The 17,599-nt window shown below is 62.6% G+C and carries 18 protein-coding genes; 7 read left to right on the top strand and 11 right to left on the bottom strand.

Annotated features, from left to right (window positions below; translation table 11 throughout):
• The first annotated feature begins 3 nt into the window (after positions 1 to 3).
• Both KI613_RS08155 and KI613_RS08160 read left to right on the top strand, forming a co-directional pair.
• Positions 4 to 870 carry a patatin-like phospholipase family protein gene (locus tag KI613_RS08155; RefSeq protein WP_226404863.1) on the top strand — a complete coding sequence of 289 codons (867 nt, stop codon included), beginning with the start codon at positions 4 to 6 and terminating at the stop codon, positions 868 to 870.
• A 7-nt stretch (positions 871 to 877) separates the two neighbouring features.
• A complete protein-coding gene (locus KI613_RS08160) occupies positions 878 to 2,269 on the top strand; it encodes an FAD-binding oxidoreductase (protein WP_226404865.1) in 1,392 nt (463 codons plus the stop codon).
• Between the two features lie 21 nt (positions 2,270 to 2,290).
• On the opposite strand, the gene KI613_RS08165 is transcribed toward KI613_RS08160, so the two are convergent.
• The 5 genes from KI613_RS08165 to KI613_RS08185 all read right to left on the bottom strand — a co-directional run bounded on the left by KI613_RS08165 (position 2,291) and on the right by KI613_RS08185 (position 8,728).
• Positions 2,291 to 3,661, bottom strand: a complete 1,371-nt coding sequence (locus tag KI613_RS08165; protein ID WP_226404867.1) for a sensor histidine kinase — start codon at positions 3,659 to 3,661, stop codon at positions 2,291 to 2,293.
• Positions 3,661 to 4,539 (bottom strand): Hsp33 family molecular chaperone HslO, encoded by an 879-nt coding sequence (gene hslO, locus KI613_RS08170; protein WP_226404869.1) that lies wholly within the window; start codon positions 4,537 to 4,539, stop codon positions 3,661 to 3,663. The genes KI613_RS08165 and hslO overlap by 1 nt, the downstream gene beginning before the upstream one ends.
• Complete coding sequence (locus KI613_RS08175; protein WP_226404871.1) at positions 4,536 to 4,880, bottom strand: arsenate reductase; 345 nt, start codon at positions 4,878 to 4,880, stop codon at positions 4,536 to 4,538. The genes hslO and KI613_RS08175 overlap by 4 nt, the downstream gene beginning before the upstream one ends.
• 50 nt (positions 4,881 to 4,930) lie before the next feature.
• Positions 4,931 to 6,268 carry a ferredoxin reductase family protein gene (locus KI613_RS08180; protein WP_226404873.1) on the bottom strand — a complete coding sequence of 446 codons (1,338 nt, stop codon included), beginning with the start codon at positions 6,266 to 6,268 and terminating at the stop codon, positions 4,931 to 4,933.
• A gap of 138 nt (positions 6,269 to 6,406) precedes the next feature.
• Entirely contained in the window at positions 6,407 to 8,728 is a 2,322-nt protein-coding gene (locus KI613_RS08185; protein ID WP_226404875.1) for a Tex family protein, read from the bottom strand.
• Between the two features lie 118 nt (positions 8,729 to 8,846).
• Here KI613_RS08185 and fliW point away from each other — a divergent pair, with 118 nt between their 5' ends.
• A complete protein-coding gene (gene fliW, locus KI613_RS08190) occupies positions 8,847 to 9,290 on the top strand; it encodes a flagellar assembly protein FliW (protein ID WP_226404877.1) in 444 nt (147 codons plus the stop codon).
• 61 nt (positions 9,291 to 9,351) lie between these two features.
• Here fliW and KI613_RS08195 read toward each other — a convergent pair whose 3' ends face one another.
• The 4 genes from KI613_RS08195 to KI613_RS08210 form a co-directional block, all read right to left on the bottom strand.
• Positions 9,352 to 10,005, bottom strand: a complete 654-nt coding sequence (locus KI613_RS08195) for a DNA alkylation repair protein (RefSeq protein ID WP_226404879.1) — start codon at positions 10,003 to 10,005, stop codon at positions 9,352 to 9,354.
• Positions 10,002 to 10,667, bottom strand: a complete 666-nt coding sequence (locus KI613_RS08200) for a hypothetical protein (RefSeq protein ID WP_226404881.1) — start codon at positions 10,665 to 10,667, stop codon at positions 10,002 to 10,004. Before KI613_RS08200 ends, KI613_RS08195 begins: the two co-directional genes overlap by 4 nt.
• Positions 10,668 to 10,690: 23 nt before the next feature.
• Complete coding sequence (locus tag KI613_RS08205) at positions 10,691 to 11,212, bottom strand: gamma carbonic anhydrase family protein (RefSeq protein ID WP_226404882.1); 522 nt, start codon at positions 11,210 to 11,212, stop codon at positions 10,691 to 10,693.
• Positions 11,213 to 11,298: 86 nt separating this feature from the next.
• Positions 11,299 to 12,543, bottom strand: a complete 1,245-nt coding sequence (locus tag KI613_RS08210; protein ID WP_226404884.1) for a diguanylate cyclase domain-containing protein — start codon at positions 12,541 to 12,543, stop codon at positions 11,299 to 11,301.
• Positions 12,544 to 12,726: 183 nt separating this feature from the next.
• Between KI613_RS08210 and KI613_RS08215 the strand changes: the two genes are divergently transcribed.
• Positions 12,727 to 13,083: a nucleotide pyrophosphohydrolase gene (locus KI613_RS08215; RefSeq protein ID WP_226404885.1), complete on the top strand. Its 357-nt coding sequence runs from the start codon at positions 12,727 to 12,729 to the stop codon at positions 13,081 to 13,083.
• Here the strand turns inward: KI613_RS08215 and KI613_RS08220 are convergent.
• Together KI613_RS08220 and KI613_RS08225 are read right to left on the bottom strand one after the other, a co-directional pair.
• Complete coding sequence (locus KI613_RS08220; protein WP_226404886.1) at positions 13,075 to 13,920, bottom strand: 23S rRNA (adenine(2030)-N(6))-methyltransferase RlmJ; 846 nt, start codon at positions 13,918 to 13,920, stop codon at positions 13,075 to 13,077. The two genes, KI613_RS08215 and KI613_RS08220, sit on opposite strands and share 9 nt — an antisense overlap.
• Positions 13,921 to 13,927: 7 nt before the next feature.
• The gene (locus KI613_RS08225; RefSeq protein WP_226404887.1) at positions 13,928 to 15,454 is read right to left on the bottom strand and encodes a hypothetical protein; all 1,527 of its coding nucleotides are present in this window, start codon (positions 15,452 to 15,454) and stop codon (positions 13,928 to 13,930) included.
• An 88-nt stretch (positions 15,455 to 15,542) separates the two neighbouring features.
• Between KI613_RS08225 and KI613_RS08230 the strand changes: the two genes are divergently transcribed.
• The 3 genes from KI613_RS08230 to KI613_RS08240 all read left to right on the top strand — a co-directional run bounded on the left by KI613_RS08230 (position 15,543) and on the right by KI613_RS08240 (position 17,571).
• Complete coding sequence (locus KI613_RS08230) at positions 15,543 to 15,884, top strand: DUF3301 domain-containing protein (RefSeq protein WP_226404888.1); 342 nt, start codon at positions 15,543 to 15,545, stop codon at positions 15,882 to 15,884.
• Positions 15,868 to 16,713, top strand: coding sequence for a D-hexose-6-phosphate mutarotase (locus tag KI613_RS08235; RefSeq protein WP_226404889.1), 846 nt, complete (start codon positions 15,868 to 15,870; stop codon positions 16,711 to 16,713). The genes KI613_RS08230 and KI613_RS08235 overlap by 17 nt, the downstream gene beginning before the upstream one ends.
• A gap of 126 nt (positions 16,714 to 16,839) precedes the next feature.
• Positions 16,840 to 17,571: a DUF2189 domain-containing protein gene (locus KI613_RS08240; RefSeq protein WP_226404890.1), complete on the top strand. Its 732-nt coding sequence runs from the start codon at positions 16,840 to 16,842 to the stop codon at positions 17,569 to 17,571.
• The last annotated feature ends 28 nt before the right edge of the window (positions 17,572 to 17,599 follow it).

Genomic DNA, 17,599 nt, shown 5'->3' on the forward strand with positions numbered 1-17,599 from the left:
GCCGTGGCCCGGCCGCGTCTCGGCATCGCCCTTGGCTCCGGATCGGCGCGTGGCTGGGCGCATATCGGCGTGTTGCGCGCCCTGCATGAGGCCGGCATCGAGCCCGATGTCGTCTGCGGCACCTCGATCGGGGCGTTTGTCGGCGCCGCCTATGCCTCCCGCGACCTCGACAAACTTGAGGCCTGGGCAGACGGACTCAGCCGGCGAGACGTACTTCGCTTCTTCGATGTCAGCCTGACAGGCGGGCTGATCAAGGGGGCAAAGCTGCTCGACTTTGCCTCGACCTCCTTCCTCAATGAAACCTTTGCCGATCTCGATCGGCCTTTCGCTTGCGTCGCCACCGATCTGGCGACGGGCCGTGAAGTCTGGTTGCGCGAGGGATCGGTCGCCGATGCGGTACGCGCCTCGATCGCGCTGCCTGGCCTGTTTTCGCCGCAATTGCTTGACCAGCGTTTCCTGGTCGATGGCGGCCTGGTCAATCCGGTTCCGGTTTCGCTGTGCCGGGCGCTCGACGCCGAAGTCGTGGTGGCCGTCGATCTCGGCATGGACATGCTGACCACGCTGCAGCGGCGCAACGGCAAGCCGGTAGTGGCCAATGGTGGTTGGCGCAATGCCGTCGGTCGCTGGTTTGGCGGCGGCGACGACAAGCCGGTTCGGCCTTCGCTGGCCGATGTGGTTACCAACAGCATTGCCATCATGCAGGGCCGCATCTCGCGTTCGCGCCTGGCCGGCGAACCGGCCGACGTGCTTATCGCGCCGCGTCTCGGGCAACTCAACCTGCTCGACTATCATCGTGCCGGCGAAGCCATTGCCGCCGGGCGCAAGGCAACCGAGCACATGCTGCCGCTGCTGCACTCGCTGCTCGATTGAAACCGCAATGAATGATTCCCTGATCGATAAACTCGCCGCCCTCGTCGGCCCGGCCCAGGTGCTGACCGAGCCGGCTGACATCGCGCCCTTCGTCACCGACTGGCGCGGCCGTTACCGCGGCGCGGCGCAATGTGTCGTTCGCCCCGGCAATACCGGCGAGGTGGCGGCGGTGGTCAAGGCCTGCGTCGAGGCCGGAGTGGCTATTGTCCCGCAGGGCGGCAACACCAGCCTGTGTGGTGCGGCAACGCCGGACGACTCGGGCGGCGCGGTGGTTGTCAGTTTGAGCCGCTTGAACCGTGTTCTCACGGTCGACCGGAAAAACAGCACAATTTCAGTCGAGGCCGGCTGTACGCTGGCCGCCGTGCAGGAAGCCGCGCGCGCCGCCGACCGGCTGTTTCCGCTGGCGTTGGCGTCGGAAGGCAGTTGCCAGATCGGCGGCAATCTGTCGACCAATGCCGGCGGTGTGCAAGTGCTGCGCTACGGCAACACACGCGAATTGACGCTGGGTCTGGAAGTGGTTCTGGCCAACGGTGACATCTGGAACGGCCTGCGCGGCCTGCGCAAGGACAATACTGGCTACGACCTCAAGCAGTTGTTCATTGGTGCCGAGGGCACGCTGGGCATCATTACCGGCGCCGTGCTCAAGCTTTTCCCGCTGCCGAAAAGGCAGCTTACCTGCTGGCTGAACGTCGCTTCGCCGGCGGCTGCGGTGGACCTGCTGAATTCGGCAAAAACGGCTTTCGATGCCCAACTGACGGCCTTCGAGCTGGTTTCGGAAAGCGCCCTCGGGCTGGTCCTCAAGAACATTCCCGATACCGTCCGGCCAAGTGCCAGCTCACCGTGGTACGTGCTGGCCGAATTCTCCGAGGCCGATCCGGCTGCCGTCGAAGCCTGGCTGACGGACCGCCTGACGGTGGCCGAGGTCAGCGACGGCGTCGTGGCCCAATCGGAAACGCAGGCGAAAAGGCTGTGGGCGTTGCGCGAGAATATTTCCGAAGCGCAGAAGATCGAGGGCATAAGCATCAAGCACGATGTCTCGGTGCCGGTTTCGCGTATTCCTGAGTTTCTGGCCACGGCTGATGCGGCGCTGGCCAAGGCCTTTCCGGGTATCCGCGTGGTCGCCTTTGGCCATGTTGGCGATGGCAATTTGCATTACAACCTGTCGAAAGCCGATGCGCACGACAACACCGACTTCATCGCCAGCGAAGCCGAGGTTCATCGCCTCGTTCATGACACGGTGCACGCGTTGAACGGTTCGATATCGGCCGAACATGGTATCGGCCAGTTGAAGCGCGAGGAAATCCTGCGTTACAAGAGCCCGGTCGAGATGGCGCTCATGCGTTCGCTCAAGCAGGCGCTCGATCCCCGTGGCCTGATGAATCCCGGCAAGCTGCTCTGAGGCCCGCTCGGGCCGGTGAGATCAGGCTTCAAGCTGGCCGTGCCCGGCGTCAGGTTCGGGGAGTTCAAAAGGCAATGTAAAGCGGAAAGTGCAGCCTTTGCCAACCTGGCTGTCGACGAGCAGTTCGCCGCCCATCAGTTCGACCAGCTTGCGGGCGATCGGCAGGCCGACGCCGATGCCACCGTGCTTGCGAATCATCGAACCATCCCCCTGAATGAGCAGGCCGCTGATCATTTGAAGTTCTTCCGGCGTCATGCCGGGGCCGGTGTCGACGATCGAAAACTCGATTTTGACGGCGCTGCCCCGGCGCTCGGTTTGCTTTGTCGTCACGTCGATGCTTCCGGCGTCGGTAAACTTGATGGCATTGCCGACCAGATGATCGAGAATTTGCCTTAGGCGGTTGATGTCGCCGACCAGGATTTCCGGCAATGCGGGCTCGGTGTGCAGCGACAGGGTGAGGCCCTTGGCGGCTGCCGCCTTTTGCTGACTGGATAGCAAACCTTCGAGCAGGCCATTGACGGCAAACGGGGAGTGCTTGAGCTTGACATGACCGGCTTCGAGCGCCGACAGCTTGATCAGGTGATTGATCAGCAGCATCAGGTGGTTAGCCGATTCGCGCTGATGGTGCAGCAATTCACTTTGCTCCGGGGTCAGCGGTTCGAGCGCCAGCAAATCGCCCATGCCGATGATGCCGTTCATCGGCGTGCGTAGTTCATGGCTGATATTGGCCAGGAATTCGGTCTTGGCGCGGTTTGAGCGTTCGGCAACGGCGCTGGCATGTTCAAGTTCGGTCAGCAAGCCATCTTTTTCATGCTCGAGCCGGAAGGTATCGTGCAGGGCGTCGTGAAAGAAATCGGCACTGCGTGTTACTGCCAGCAGCAGGATCAGCGACATGGCGGTGAAGGCGATATGCAAGGGGTCGCTGCCGAGGGTGCCAAAGGCCACGGCGAGGGCGACGGGGATTGCGTAGCAACGGAAAATAAAGCGGTCGGCCGCCAGGATGGGCACGGCGCCGGCGACCATTCCGGACATGACCAGGCCGGTGAGCAGTTGCAGGTGGATGTTGCCTTGCGACATGAGGAGCAGAGCGCCGCTGGCCCACACGAGGCCGGCGCCGGTTGCGCTCCACATGGCTTGCTGGCGCCACCGACGAGCATTTTTGAAGCGTTCAGCCGGGTCAGTTCGTCGGTAGGCGATGGCCTGGCTGAGACGCAAGCCGGCGATCGCAATGGCGGCCAGCCACCAGGCGTAAATGACCGAATTGCCCACCAGCGAAACAGCGACCCAGGTCAGGATCGACGAATTGACGATCGAAACGACCTGCCCGAGCCGCACATTGCGATAGAGAAGTTCGACCCTTCGGCCGAGGACGAAGGGTTCGCTTAGCGGCATCAATGCAGTGCCTTGCCTTCGCTGACGGCGAACAGCGCGGCGACATCGTCGGCGCTGAAGTGGTAGTCGCGGTTGCAGATATCGTCACGGATGACGATTTCGCCGTGCTCGGCGAGGATCGTCTCGGCATCGGCATGGCCCAGGCTGCGGATCATGTCGGCGACCTTGTTGCGGTCTTCCGGGCAGTGGTAGGCCACCGGGCGCGGGTCGTAGAGGCGGATGCCGTGTTCGCTCATGTCTTCGTGGAAGAGGCGGCCGAGCAGGTTTTCGGTGTCGAGTTCGAGCAACTCGGCCGGCTTGACCGTGGCCGCCAGCTGGGTGATGCGCTGCCAGCCATCCTGGTCGTGGTGGTCGGCCTCGGGCAGTTTTTGCAGGAACAGGCAGGTCGCTGCTTCCTGGCTGCACGCAGCAAACAGGCGCGACGGTTGCTGTTCGGACTGTTCGAGGTAGTGTTCGAAAATTGTCGCGATGCTGTCGCCGACCATTGGCACGAAGCTTTGGTAGGGCTGGCGGGCTTCCGGCATGTCGAGGCTCATCATGAGCTGGCCGCCCTGGTGGGCACCGAGCAGTTCGGGTACCGGGGCAGCCAGCACGACCGGGTTGCTGCGCGCCATGCCGCGCATTTGCAGCTGTTCGTTGCAGTCCATGACCAGTAACTGGATCGGGCCATTGCCGCGCAATTGCAGGGTCAGGCGGCCGGGCTGCTTGAGCTGGCCGGCGATGAGGGCGGTGACGGCAGCCGTCTCGCCGAGCAACTGGGCAACGGTCGGCTGATAGTCGCGGCCGGCCTGCATTTGCTGCCAGGCGTCGCCAAGATGAACGACGGCACCGCGAATGTCGAGGCCTTCGAAAATGAAGCGCTGAACGTAGCTGCTCACTTCAGTTTTTCCGCGTAGTTTTCCGGCGCGAAGCCGACGATGAGCTGGCTGCCGGTGTCGAGTACCGGGCGTTTGATCAGGCTTGGGTATTGCGCCATCAATTTCAGGGCTTTTTGCTCGTCGACCGCAAAACGTTCCTCGTCGCTGAGCTTCTTCCACATCAGGCCGCGCGTGTTGAGCAGCTTTTCCCAGCCGGCTCGGGCGTTCCAGTCGGGCAGATTGGCCTCGGCGACGCCGGCCTTCTTGTAGTCGATGAATTCGTAGGCGACACCATTTTCAGTCAGCCAGGTCATGGCCTTCTTCATGGTGTCGCAGTTCTTGATGCCGTAAACCTTGGTCATGACTGCGTACGTTCGTTGCGGAGTGCGAATCATACCAGCCGATGCCGGACCTATCTGAACTCGAAGGCCTCCTGGTGGAACGCGGCGCGCGACAGGCCGCTGGCCTGCAGTGCCTGGCCCAAAGATCTGCCCCAGGCGGCCGGGCCGCAGAACCAGACGGTGCTGCCGGGCTGGAGCGTAGAGGCGACTTCCTGCGGCGTGAGCGGGCCGGTGTTGTCGGTCTGGCGGCGGTGCAGGCGGACGCCGGCGGCGTCGCAGAGGGCCTCCAGATGCTCGGGGAAATCGCCGGCAGCGGAATTTGGCGTGCAGTAAAACAGATCGGCCGTAGCTTTCGTTGGCGCCGGGGCGGCGGCCAGTTGCTCAAGGCGGGCGAGGAAGGGCGTAATGCCGATGCCGCCGGCGACCCAGACCTGATGCGCCGCATTCCCACGGTCAACCGGAATTTTGGGCGAAAAATCAAATGCGCCGTAGGGGCCTTCGAGGGTGATCGTCTGGCCGGCCTCGATCAAGGCGGGGAGCTGGGCGGTGAAATCACCGAGCGCCTTGATGGCCAGGGTCAACGTGCCTTCCTGCGCGTTCCAGGCCGAGGCGATGGTGAACGGGTGGGCACCTTCGCCGCGCGAGCCGAAGTTGGCGAAGAGGAATTGTCCGGCCTTGTGACCAGGCCAGTTCTTTTCGGGGCGGCAGACCATTTCAAGCAATTTGCCATCGTGCTGGCTGATCGAAACAATCTGGGCCGAGTGCTGGCGCTTGCGGCCGATGCGATTCGACAGCGAGAGCAGGGCGGGCACAAGGCCGGCAGCGGCGAGCGCGGCGGTCAGCCAGCCGAGCGGACTTTGCCAGAAAGTCGTCGGCATGAGCATCAGGCCGTGGAAGGCGCCGGCCAGGAAAACGGCGCCAAAGGCCTTGTGCACCCAGCGGAAATAGCGGTAGGGAATGCGTTTGACGAGGGCGACGACGACCAGGGCGAGCAGGATGTAGCCGGCCCATTCGCCGACATCCTTAGCCAGATCGATCCACATATCGGGCTCGCCGCGTGGTCCGCGCGGGCCGCGTGGCCCGGTGATCAGGCCGGCCTTGGACAGGTTCTTGGGCAGCCATTCGATCATCCAGTGCGTGAAGACGAGGATGCCGGCGCCGATGCCGATGTTCTTGTGCAGGCGGTAGAGCTTGTCGAGCCCGCCGAAGCGTTGTTCGAGCCAGGGCGAACGCGTGGCGAGCAGGATGCCGGCGCTCATCCACCACAGGGCGAGCAGGCCGGACAGGATGATCAGTGGCTTGCGCCAGGCCCAGGGGCCCTCAGGGTTGGCGGCAAGTACGTCGGGCAGGGCGAAAATTCCCCACAGAGTGAGGGGGATGAGGGCTAGGAAAAGCAGGGGGCGTTTCATGATGGCAGCGGAATGGTGTTTTGATGACATCAGTCTAGTCCGCAAGTTGCCATCCCGCTGTCAGCAGCGTGTTTCAGGTTGTAAGCAAATGAAACTACCTTTTCAATTTTGGCCTTTATTTCCGGTTGACCGTGGCAATCACTTGCGCAGCTTGGCAAAGGCCGACGCCATCGCGTTGCCGGCCGGGGCTTGGCCGGTACTGCGTTGCTGTGGCCGGCTCGGCGCATTGCCGCGCCCGGTCGGGGCGTTGTCGTGACGCTTGGCCTGGCTCGGCTCGTCACCCATGCGCATGGTCAGCGCGATACGCTGGCGCTGCAGGTCGACTTCGAGCACCTTGACCTTGACGATCTGGCCGGCCTTGACGACGGTGTGCGGGTCCTTGACGAAGGTGTTGGAGAGCGCCGAAACGTGCACCAGACCGTCCTGATGAACACCGATGTCGACGAAGGCACCGAAGGCGGCAACGTTGGTGACGACTCCCTCCAAAATCATGCCCGGCCGCAGGTCGCCGACCTTTTCGACGCCGTCGGCGAAGGTCGCCGTCTTGAACTCGGGGCGCGGGTCGCGGCCGGGTTTTTCCAGTTCCTTGAAGATGTCCTGGACGGTCGGCAGGCCAAAGCGCTCGTCGGTGTATTTCGCCGGGTTGAGGCCCTTGAGCGCGCGGCTGTCGCCGAGGATTTCCTTGATCGACTTGTTGAGGTCAACAATGATTTTTTCGACCACCGGATAGGCTTCCGGGTGCACCGACGAACTGTCGAGCGGGTTGTCGCCGTTCGGCACGCGCAGGAAGCCGGCGGCCTGCTCGAAAGTCTTGTCGCCGAGGCGCGGGACTTTTTTCAGGGCATCGCGGCTTTTGAAGGCGCCGTTGGCGTCGCGGTAGCTCACGATGTTGGCGGCGAGCCCGGCCGTCAAGCCAGAGATGCGGGCGAGCAGCGGCACCGAAGCGGTATTGACGTCGACGCCGACGGCATTGACGCAGTCTTCGACGACGGCATCGAGGTTGCGCGCCAGCTTGGTTTGCGAGACATCGTGCTGGTACTGGCCAACACCGATGGATTTCGGGTCGATCTTGACCAGTTCGGCCAGCGGGTCCTGCAGGCGGCGGGCGATGGACACGGCGCCACGGATCGAGACGTCGAGGTCGGGAAATTCCTTGGCGGCGAATTCGGAGGCCGAATAGACCGAGGCGCCGGCTTCGGAAACGACAATTTTTGTCAGCCGGGCTTCCGGATAGCGTTTCATGACGTCCTGCACCAGCTTGTCGGTTTCCCGGCTGGCCGTGCCGTTGCCGATGGCGACCAGGCTGACCTGGTGCTTGGCGGCGAGGCGGCCGATGGTGGCGATCGAGCCGTCCCAGTCGCAGCGCGGCTCATGCGGGTAGATGGTGGCGTGGTCGAGCATCTTGCCGGTGGCGTCGACGATGGCGATCTTGCAGCCGGTGCGGATGCCCGGGTCGATGCCCATCGTGACGTGCTGGCCGGCCGGGGCAGCGAGCAGCAAATCCTTGAGGTTGCGGCCGAAGACGCGGATGGCTTCTTCCTCGGCGCGCTCGCGCAGCTCGTTCATGAGTTCGAGTTCGAGGTGGGTGTAGACCTTGACCTTCCAGGTCCAGCGCACGGTGTCGGCCAGCCATTTGTCGGCCGGCCGGCCCTGCGGCTTGATCCCGAAGCGGACGGCGATGCGCTGTTCGCAGGGGTTTTGGGTGCCGGGTTTGACCGACTCCGGATCGAGTTCGGAATCGAGGACCAGCGCCACTTGCAGCATGCCTTCGTTGCGGCCACGGAGCAGGGCCAGGGCGCGGTGTGAGGGCATCGTGGCAATCGGCTCGGCGAAGTCGAACCAGTCGCGGAACTTGGCGCCTTCGGTTTCCTTGCCTTCGACGACGGTGGAGCGCACATGGCCGTGTTCGCTGAGGTAGGCGCGCAGCCCGCCGAGCAGTTCGGCATCTTCGGCGAACTTTTCCATGAGGATCTGGCGGGCGCCGTCGAGCACGGCGCGGACATCGGCAAAGCCGGCTTCGGCGTTGATGAACTTTTCAGCTTCGTCGTCCGGCGTTAGGTTGGGATCTTCAAGCAGGCCGAGGGCGAGCGGCTCAATGCCGGCTTCGCGGGCGATCTGCGCCTTGGTCCGGCGCTTCTGCTTGTAGGGGAGGTAGAGATCCTCCAAACGCTGCTTGGTTTCGGCATCGCTGATCTCGGCCTTGAGCTCCGGCGTCAGCTTGCCTTGCTCGTCGATGCTGGCGAGGATCGCGGTACGCCGCTCTTCTAGGTCGCGCAGGTAGGTCAGGCGTTCTTCCAGATTGCGCAGCTGGGTGTCGTCGAGGCCGTCGGTCGCTTCCTTGCGGTAGCGCGAGATGAAGGGCACGGTGGCGCCTTCGTCGAGCAGGGCAATGGCGGCGTTGACCTGGGCCGGGCGGACGCCGAGTTCGGCGGCAATGCGGTGTTCGATGGATGGCAGCATGGGTGCGGCAGCACAGCAAAAATGGGGGGTGCACTATGCGCAATAGTGGTAGAAAATACAACCATCACCGCATGGTGTAGGATATGTTATATGCATTCCAATTGAGAGGAGAACAAGAATGAAAATTGAAACCTATTTGTTTGGCGCCGTTGAGGTTAGTCCGGAAAAAGTCATCAATTTCCCGAGTGGCCTGGTTGGCTTCGAACAGAGCAAACGCTTCATGCTGGCGCATGAAGAGGGCAAGGAGCACCCGGCCAGTTTTACCCTGCAGTCGCTCGACGATTCAACGCTGGCTTTCCAGATTGTTGACCCGACGACACTGGGGTTCAACTACGAACTGGAACTGAGCGATGCCGAAAATGCCCTGTTGCAGTCGCCAGCCCCGGAGGATGTGGCAGTGATGCAGGTTCTGTTCAAACAGGATGAAGGTGGCAAGGCGGCAATCACGCCGAACCTGCGCGCCCCGCTGCTGATCAATACCAAGGCACGAGTCGGTTTGCAGAAGGTCATGGAAAACATGCGTCCGAACATCACGCTGTCGAATCTGGCGAGCGCTGTCTAATTCACCTCGATGTTCAGCCGAAAGCCACTATCCGTTCGATAGTGGCTTTTTTTCGTCCTGGTTACAGGTGTTTCGCGGCTTCCCGGAACGATAGTCCGGACAGTTTTTCCCGATTTGTCTCGAGAAAATGGCGCACGGCGGCCGGGTTGGTGCGGGCGTATTGGCGCAGGGCCCAGCCGATGGCCTTGCGGATGAAGAACTCCCGCTCGCCGGCGCAGTGCAGGCAGTAGGCGAAGAGCCGCGCCTCGTCGGTGTTTTCTTTCCAGTCCAGTTGGTGGAGCAGGGCGACGCGGCGTAGCCAGAAGTCCGGGGCGCGGATCAGGGCATTCATCCGGCTGACCAGCTGTGGCTCACGCGCCACGATGGCGCCTATCGTCGGGGCCAGCCCGTCGACGGTGTCCCACCAGGATTTGTCCTGGACTAGCGCTTCCAGCGCCGGCAGGTCACTGGCCGCCAGCCGCTTGTTCTGCCGCCGCAACAGGTCGACGGCGACGTACTGGTATTCGCGCTCCGGCAAGGCCCAGAGTTCGCGGGCGGCATCGACCGGATTGCCGGTGAAGGCGCGCATGAGCGGCAATGCGGCCTGGCGTCGGGCTGGCGTCTGGATGCCGAGAAAATCGAATTTTCCTTGCATGTAGGCGGCCATGGCACCGGCCCTCGTGGCGTCGGCCAAGGGTTGCAGCGCATCCTGGATACTGGCCGCCAAGTCGCTCATGACTTGCCGCGCAGCACTTTGCTGATCTCGCCGCCACAGGCATTGGCGACGCGCTCATATTCTTCGGCGGTATCGATTTTGGCCTGGGCTTCGTCGACGCGCTTGATTTGTCGCTGGACGTAGGGCGCCCAGCGTGCGTCGAGTTCCTGCCGCAGCCGGGCGGCGGTCTGGCCGACCGGGCCGCGCCACACGGTGCCGCTGGCAAAGCGGGCATTGAGCGACTCGGTCAGTTCCTTTTCGATGCTGGCGATGTGCTTCTGGTAGGTCTCGACGTGGCGCATTTCGTGTTCGCGGATTTCCTTGTAGGCGCACGTGCCTTCGGGGAATTCGCGGGCGACGTAGACGGTCAGCGGGCTGAAGCCGAAGATCAGCGTGATCTGCGGGCTGGCGCATTCCCAGCGGCCGGTCGGGTCGATGATCGAAGGCGTGTTCGAGGCGAAACTGACTGTCGCGTTGCCGCGGGTCAGGCCGAGCACCTGTTTGCCGGGGCGGGTCAGCGAGGCGCCAATGTTGGTCAGCGACTTGTAGCTGTACTCGGTGTTGTAGCTGAGGCGCTCGTCGATGCGCTTGATCGTCACCGAGGGTTTGGGCAACTCGTCGCAGGGGTCGGCACGGCCCGGGCTGGCGAGGAGCAGCAGGGGCAGAATGAACAGGAGGCGCATGGACCGGCCGTTTGCCGCGTGGTTCAAAGTGGCGACAGCGTGTCGCGATAGCGTTGGGCGTTGGCGACGTAGTGTTCGGCCGCTTTCTGCAGGTTGGCGACATCCTGCTCGCTCAGTTGGCGTATGACCTTGCCCGGCGAGCCGACGATCAGCACGTGGTCGGGAAAGACCTTGCCTTCGGGGATCAGCGTATTGGCGCCGACGATGCTACCTTTGCCGATCACCGCCCGGTTGAGGATCACCGAGCCAATGCCGATCAGGCTGCCGTCGCCGACCGTGCAGCCGTGCAGCATGACGAGGTGGCCGACGGTAACGTTGTTGCCGATGTGCATCGGCACGCCTTCGTCGGTGTGCAGCACCGAGCCGTCCTGAATGTTGGTGTTGTCGCCGATGTTGATCGGATCGTTGTCGCCGCGCAGCGTGGCGTTCCACCAGATCGAGCTGTTGGCGCCGAGGCGAACGTCGCCGATGACCGTGGCGTTGGGTGCGATCCAGGCGTTGTCGCCGATCTGAGGCTGTTTATCAGCGAGGCGGAAGAGGGGCATGCGGGCTCCTTGGGGCATTTCAAAATTGGCCATTTTTTCGGGTTGACCGTGAGATTCGCCAATTTTACCTGCGTGGCGGCTGCGAACTAACCGCAATACTCCCGCCACGCCCCGCGGCCCGAACGCTTGACCTGATACAGCGCCTCGTCGGCCTGGCGGATCAGCGCCGGCACGTTGTCGGCATGTTCCGGGTAATGGCTCCAGCCCAGGCTCAGGCCGACGCAGACCGGCTCGGCCAGCCCGAGATCGAAGGGCGCGCTGATCCGTTCGATCAGTTGCTGGGCGAGCGCGACGATATCGTCGCGCATGACATCCTCGAGGACAATGAGAAACTCGTCGCCGCCAAGCCGGGCGATGGTATCCGTTTCGCGCATGTTTTCGCGCAGGCGGGTGGCGACGACCTTGAGCAGCTCGTCACCGACCGGGTGGCCGAGCGTGTCGTTGACCGCCTTGAAACCATCAAGGTCGAGGAACATCACGGCAAACGGCTTGCCGTCCCGGTGGGCGCGCTCCCAGGTTTTCTGGATGCGCGAATTGAGCAGCAGGCGGTTGGGTAGCCCGGTCAGCGCGTCGTAGTGCGCCAGTCGCTCGACAGCGGTCTCGACGTGATTCATGCGGCCCATGTCGGTGGTGATCCCGACATACTGGATGGGCCGGCCGTCGCGATCACGCACCGTGCTGATCGACAGCCATTCGTGATAAACCTCGCCATTTTTCCGGCGATTCCAGATCGGCCCCTGCCATTCCCCGGTGTTGAGAATCGAGTCCCACATCCGGCGGTAGAAAAAATCGTCGTGCCGCCCCGAGCGCAGCACGCGCATGTGCTGGCCAAGCAATTCCTTCTTGCTGTATTCGGTGGCCATCTCGAAGGCTGGATTGACCGCGATGATGCGGCAATTCACATCGGTCACCACGATGCCTTCCTGGGTCGACTGGAACACCGTGTTGGCGATCGTCAGCTTTTCCTCGATCTCCTTGCGCACGGTGGCATCGCGCACGACGCATAGCGTTTGCTTCCGGTCGCCGATATCGAGCGGCGAGAGCATGACATCAACCGGAAACAGGCTGCCATCCTTGCGGCAGCCTAACAGGTCGTTGCTGGCCCCCATTGCCCGGGTCTTTGGCGCCGTTTGGTAGTGTTCGCGATAAGTGACGTGGGCCGAGGCCAGCTGGTGTGGGGTAAGGCGTTCGACCGGCTGGCCGATCAGCTCGTCCGGCGCATAGCCAAACAGACTCTCCAGCGCCCCATTCGCATACAGAATCAGGCCTGCCGTATCAACCACCAGCAAGCCATCGGGAACCGCTTCAAAAATTTTCTCAAAAACCCGCATCAGCCGTGACCACGCAATACCTCCGTCCAGCTTGGGGACTCCGGTTTACAGCGCCGAGGTTCGCGAAAACTACAGGAAATTGGATTGCGCCGGGCAGATGAAGGTTCCCCGCTTCCGAACCGCTTGCATTGCCGCATTCGGGCCGGGCTGGCATGATCACCATTCTATCGAGAGGATTTCAAAATGAGCGATTTTTCGGCGTTGACCGCAGCATTGCTGGCGTTTCGCGATGAACGCGACTGGCAGCAGTTTCACACGCTGCGCAATCTGATCACCTCGCTCAATCTCGAAGCGGCCGAGTTGCTGGAACTGACCCAATGGAAAAGTGACGCCGAAGTCGAGGCGCTGCCGGTCGATCCGCAAGCGGCCGAAGCCCTGCGCGACGAATGCGCCGATATCCTGCTCTACCTGCTGCTCATCGCCGATACGGCAGGCATCGATCTGGCCGCTGCGGCCCGCGCCAAGCTGGCTAAAAACGCCGAAAAATATCCGGTCGACAAAGCCTATGGCTCGCGGGCCAAATACACCGAGCTAGGTTGATTCACTTTCCAGCGTGTATTTCGCGCCGGCGTCCTGAGCGAGCAGGGTAGCCAGCGTCGGCAGCGTGTCGTGCAAGGTCTTTTCCAGCGTCCACGGCGGGTTGATGATGAACATCCCGCTGCCGTGCATGCCGTAGCCATCGCGGGACGGCGCCTTGACTTCCAGCGTCGCGTGCAGCCAGTTGGCAGCGCCCAGCCGTTTCAGCTTTTCCGGCAACTGGCGGGACTCCGGCTTGCCGAGCATCGGGTACCACAGCGCGTAGGTTCCCGTGGAAAAACGTTTGAGGGCATCCTGCAGCGTCTTGACGACGGCGGTGTAATCGCCCTTGGTTTCGTAGGACGGATCGATGAGGACCAGTGCCCGGCGTGGCGGCGGTGGCAGAATGGCCTTGAGGCCGGCAAAGCCGTCGCCGTCGGTGATCGACACCTCGCGGCCGCTGCCCTTGAAACATTCCATGAGCAGCTTGCCGTCGGTGCTGTGCATTTCGTAGAGGCGCAGACGGTCGCTGTCGCGCAGCAGCTGGCGGGCCAGCCACGGCGAACCCGGGTAATGGCGCAACTGGCCGTCCGGGTTCAGCATCTTGACGAAATCAAGGTAGTTGAGTGCCGCCTTGGGCAAGCCCTTGGCTTCCCAGAGACGGGCGACGCCGTCGCGGTATTCGCTCAGCTTGGTGGCGTGGGCTGAATCCAGCGCATAACGCCCGGCCCCGGCGTGGGTATCGATGATCCAGAACGGCGCCGGCTTTTCAGCCATGTATTGGGCGATCTCGATCAGGATGAGGTGTTTCAGCACATCGGCGTGGTTGCCGGCGTGAAAGGCGTGGCGGTAGCTGAGCAAAGTGGGATTAATCCGGAAGCAGGTCTAGGGCGAAGAATTCTAGCCCCTCATTGGCTTCCATGCATGTCCCGATTAGCCGGTGCAGAGAACGTCCCGGCAATTTGACCATGATTTTCTGGCCGGTCTGGAAGGCCCCGGGCGCCGTGATCAGCCCGGAATACTTGCCGTAGGCCGGCAGGCTGTGCAGGAATACGGCGCGTTGATCCGGCGTTTCTTCGGCCACGATGTCGACCACGCTGACCTGCGGCGACATGAGCTGCAAACCGACTTCGAGCCGAATCTGCGACGACGATATGCGGCGAACCAGGCAGACGTGAATCTTGCTCGATTCACGCGGCTGCAGGGCGACGAGGTCGCCGGCGCCGAGGTTGCGCTTCTCGCCCTTGATGAAACGGAGGCGGAAACCATCCGGACTTTCGTCGACCATGGCCCACTCGCTGGATGTGTAATCGCGGCCATCGTAGCGTGAGGCCGAGTCGACCGAGCGGCGGGAAAATGTGTTGCCGTCAAGGAAGCTGAGAACCGGGCCGAAACCGCTGACCAGGTCGCCACGCGGGCGAAAGCGGGTCCGGCTGAAACGGCGTGCGCTCTTGCCGCTGATGGCGAGGCGCAGGGCCTGCAAAAGGGCAGGAGAAGCCTCAAGAATGGGGTCGATGGCCTTGCCGGGGCGGCGCGTGATATTGCGGTCGATGGCGGCGACGACCTGGGTGCAGTCGATGAGCAGGCTGCCGAAAATCGAGGTGCCCGACGGCAAGCGCATCATCGGATAGCCCGGATTGCCTTCATCGGGGCGAACAATGAAACAGGCGTCGGCTGCCTTGCCGTTGCAGATTTCCGGGGTGACTTCGCCAATCAGCGCGTAGGCTGCCAGTTGCCGGGTGCTGGTGTTGATGATTTCGAGCTCGGCCCGGGGTAGCTTGGTCGGTTCGAGGTAGGCGAACAGCAGGGCACCGAGGTATTCATGCTCGACCGGTGCCGTCTCGCCGTTGAGCGGCTTCGAACGCTGGCCGCGCACCATCTGGTAAAGCTCGTGCAGGGCTTGCCACGAACTCGTCGACGGGGCGGCATAGGCGCGGTAGGCCAACAGCTGGCGCCGGCCAATCATGGCCATTGCGCGTTGCACGCTGCGATGCAGCAGATGACTCAGTCCGTCGTTGAGATGGCCTTTGTTGATGCTGCGGGCAATGCCGGCGTAGGCCATGGCCAGGCCCTTGAGTAGATTGTCGGCATGCAGGGCCGAGGTCGCGGCATCGAGTGGCAGCGGCAGTACGGCGTGGGCAATGAGCTTTTCGAGGACGGGCAGCGATTCTTCAGCTTCAAGCCTGACATCTTCGAGCAGCTTGAAGCGCATGTGCAGGTTCGGTTGCCCATTGATGCTGGGCAGAACGCTACCGGCCAGTTTGGCGATGGTTTCCTGCGGCGACAGGCCGGTCACGGTATCGAGCAATCCGCGAACTGCGGCTGCACTTTTCTGTTCGGCACCGGTTTGGCCGAACGGAAACAGCTCGCGTAACAGTTGCAGAGGAGATTCCATGATTACCGCGGAAAGTTTGACATACGAATTATCCGGTAATTTCGTTGGAATTTCTGTGCTGTATTTCCACATTACGTATACTTGGGCGATGAATTTGAGCGAAGTGTTGTTTCTTGCCCTGACTGCCGTTGGCGTCTGGTTCTGGCTGGATAGCCTGAAAACGCGTGAAATCGGCGTCAATGCGGCCCGTACTGCCTGTCAGGACGACGGTCTGCAGTTTCTCGATGAAACCGTTGTCGGCACCTCGGTGCGCCTGGCCCGCGACGACGCCGGGCGGCTCAGGCTGCGCCGCGTCTATTCCTTCGAATACAGCGATACCGGGAACGACCGGCGTTCCGGCAGCGTCACGCTGCTTGGCCACGATGTCGAATTCCTGCATGTCCGTCCCCACCTTTACGTGATTCCGAATACCCATGAAACCCTCCATTGAAACCATCGACTTCCACGGCATCGAGGCCCTGCGCCTGAATGGCCCGCGCGGCGCCACGGCCGTCATCAGCAAACTGGGGGCGCAGGTTTTGTCTTGGGTGCCGCCGGATGGCAAGGAACGCCTGTTTTTGTCCGACAAGGCCATTTTCGACGGCAGCGTAGCAATTCGCGGCGGCGTTCCCGTCTGTTTTCCGCAATTTGCCGAACGCGGTGATCTGCCCAAGCACGGCTTCGTCCGCACCCGCGAATGGTCGGTCAGCTCCGAGCGGACGGGCGACGATTTTGCGCTGGTGACGCTGGAAATCACCAGCGACGAATCCACGCTGGCCCTCTGGCCGCACGCCTTTCATGCCGAACTGACGCTGATGCTCGAAGCCGATCGCATCGATGTCGAACTGGGCGTCACCAATACCGGCGGCGCGCCGCTTTCCTTTACCGGGGCGCTGCACACCTATCTGCGTGTCGCCCAGGTCGAGGAAGCGGTGCTGGAAGGGGTGAAAGGGCTGGAGTACTGCGATTCGCTCGACGGCGACCGCAGTGCGCTTGAATCCCGTCCCGAATTGACCGTCGACCGCGAAGTCGACCGCGTCTATTTCAACGCCAAGCGGCCGCAACTGCTGCATAGCGGTAAACAAACCCTGGCCATGCAGAATCAGGGTTTTCCTGATGTTGTCGTCTGGAACCCCTTTGTCGACCGCTGTGCCGAGCTCAAGGACATGCCGGCCAACGGCTGGCGCCACATGCTGTGCGTCGAGGCGGCAGCCACTCGGCCAATTACCTTGCCGGCCGGCGAGGAGTGGTACGGGCGGCAGACGCTGGTTGTCGTCTGATCGCTGGGTTTCAATCCCGCCCGGCAAATTTGATTTGCATTAGGGCAGGGTAGGGCGGCTTTTCGGTAGTCTCGGTCAATAGCGCAGCCATCCCGCCGGGGTGGCTGTTTTTCGACCGGACGAGCAATGACCCTTTCCCCTCTAACCGTTGGCGGCCTGCAACGCGCTCTGGCTGACGGTTGGCGCGTAGCCAATGCAACGCGCGGCATCAGCATCGGCTACGCCCTCATTTTCACGCTTGGCGGCCTGGCGATCATGGGTGGCCTGCTGGCTCAGGGCTGGACGCCATTCATCATCGCGGCAGCGGGAGCCTTCATGCTGGTTGGCCCGATCAGTCTTGCCGGTTTTTTCGGCATCGCCGGAGCGCTCGAAGCCGGTGAGCCAGTCGGGCCGGCCAGTATCGTCAGCGGCTTCGCCCGGGCGTCCCGGGCATTGTGGGCGCTGGCGCTGGTCTGCGCGCTGCTCTTCATGATCTTCGTCACCGACGCGGCGATTCTCTACGCCTACATGGTTGGGGCGACCCCGGTCTGGCTCGACATGCTGCTGCCGGCCAACGCCAACGTGCTGTCTTTTGTGCGCTGGGCCGGAGTTTCCGGTCTGTTTGTCGCGCTGCTGCTCTATTGCGTCGCAGCCTTTTCCATACCGCTGCTCTGCGAGCGCCGGGCCGGGCTGGTCGAGGCCGTGGTGCTCAGCGTGCGCGTCGTATTCGCCAATTTCCTGCCTTCCATTTTTTGGGCTTTTTTCCTGTCGACCGTAACAATTGGCAGCGTTCTGCTTTTGCCGCTGTTGCCGCTGACCCTGCCGTGGATGGCCTACGCCAGTCGGGCCGTGTACCGGCAGGTGCTGCCTGTCTCGTAAGCACCGGTGCTTGCCGGGCGGCGCGGGT

This window comes from Ferribacterium limneticum, assembly GCF_020510585.1.
Lineage (GTDB): Bacteria > Pseudomonadota > Gammaproteobacteria > Burkholderiales > Rhodocyclaceae > Azonexus.

Coding starts and splice junctions, on each gene's coding strand:
- KI613_RS08160 (WP_226404865.1), top strand. CDS start 878: ATGAATGATTCCCTGATCGATAAACTCGCCGCCCTCGTCGGCCCGGCC.
- KI613_RS08165 (WP_226404867.1), bottom strand. CDS start 3,661: ATGCCGCTAAGCGAACCCTTCGTCCTCGGCCGAAGGGTCGAACTTCTC.
- KI613_RS08175 (WP_226404871.1), bottom strand. CDS start 4,880: ATGACCAAGGTTTACGGCATCAAGAACTGCGACACCATGAAGAAGGCC.
- KI613_RS08180 (WP_226404873.1), bottom strand. CDS start 6,268: ATGAAACGCCCCCTGCTTTTCCTAGCCCTCATCCCCCTCACTCTGTGG.
- KI613_RS08185 (WP_226404875.1), bottom strand. CDS start 8,728: ATGCTGCCATCCATCGAACACCGCATTGCCGCCGAACTCGGCGTCCGC.
- fliW (WP_226404877.1), top strand. CDS start 8,847: ATGAAAATTGAAACCTATTTGTTTGGCGCCGTTGAGGTTAGTCCGGAA.
- KI613_RS08195 (WP_226404879.1), bottom strand. CDS start 10,005: ATGAGCGACTTGGCGGCCAGTATCCAGGATGCGCTGCAACCCTTGGCC.
- KI613_RS08200 (WP_226404881.1), bottom strand. CDS start 10,667: ATGCGCCTCCTGTTCATTCTGCCCCTGCTGCTCCTCGCCAGCCCGGGC.
- KI613_RS08205 (WP_226404882.1), bottom strand. CDS start 11,212: ATGCCCCTCTTCCGCCTCGCTGATAAACAGCCTCAGATCGGCGACAAC.
- KI613_RS08210 (WP_226404884.1), bottom strand. CDS start 12,543: ATGCGGGTTTTTGAGAAAATTTTTGAAGCGGTTCCCGATGGCTTGCTG.
- KI613_RS08215 (WP_226404885.1), top strand. CDS start 12,727: ATGAGCGATTTTTCGGCGTTGACCGCAGCATTGCTGGCGTTTCGCGAT.
- KI613_RS08225 (WP_226404887.1), bottom strand. CDS start 15,454: ATGGAATCTCCTCTGCAACTGTTACGCGAGCTGTTTCCGTTCGGCCAA.
- KI613_RS08230 (WP_226404888.1), top strand. CDS start 15,543: ATGAATTTGAGCGAAGTGTTGTTTCTTGCCCTGACTGCCGTTGGCGTC.
- KI613_RS08235 (WP_226404889.1), top strand. CDS start 15,868: ATGAAACCCTCCATTGAAACCATCGACTTCCACGGCATCGAGGCCCTG.
- KI613_RS08240 (WP_226404890.1), top strand. CDS start 16,840: ATGACCCTTTCCCCTCTAACCGTTGGCGGCCTGCAACGCGCTCTGGCT.